This window comes from Tsukamurella sputi, from assembly GCF_007858445.1.
Lineage (GTDB): Bacteria > Actinomycetota > Actinomycetes > Mycobacteriales > Mycobacteriaceae > Tsukamurella > Tsukamurella sputi.
This window is the reverse complement of the sequence record NZ_VIGV01000136.1, coordinates 1-580: the sequence shown is the minus strand read 5'-3', so window position 1 is coordinate 580 and position 580 is coordinate 1. Positions and strand designations below refer to the sequence as shown.

1 protein-coding gene is annotated in these 580 nt (G+C 63.1%); it reads right to left on the bottom strand.

Annotated elements, in window-relative coordinates:
* Positions 1 to 580 (bottom strand): pyruvate kinase (locus FK268_RS23500; RefSeq protein ID WP_231707245.1); only part of this gene is annotated, 580 nt, incomplete at both ends.

The following is a 580-nucleotide window of genomic DNA, read 5'->3' as shown; positions in this document are numbered from 1 at the left end:
GGCGCACGCACGAACGACAGCGCGATGAAATCCACACCCAACTCCAGCGCGAACTCCAGATCGGCGATGTCCTTCTCCGACAACGCCGGCACCGAGACGTTCATCCCGGGCAACGAAACACCCTTGTTGTTCGAGACCGGACCGCCCTCAGTGACCTCGCAGACCACATCGTCGCCATCCACCGAGAGGACCTTCAAGCCGACCTTGCCATCGTCGACCAACAACCGATCACCCGGGCGGGCATCCTGCGCGAGCTCCTTATAGGTGGTCGAGACCCGATCATGCGTGCCGACCACATCCTCAACGGTGATCCGCACCGTCTCACCGGTCTCCCACACCGTCCGCCCATCACCGGCGAAACGACCCAACCGGATCTTCGGACCCTGCAGATCCGCCAGGATCCCCACCGCCCGACCAGTCCTATCCGAGGCGGCCCGGACGCGGTTGTAATTCACCGCATGATCGGCGTGCTCGCCGTGGCTGAAATTCAGGCGCGCGACATCCATCCCCGCCTCAACGAGAGCGAGGACCTTCTCATCAGTTCCGACAGCAGGGCCCAGAGTGCAGACGATCTTGGTTC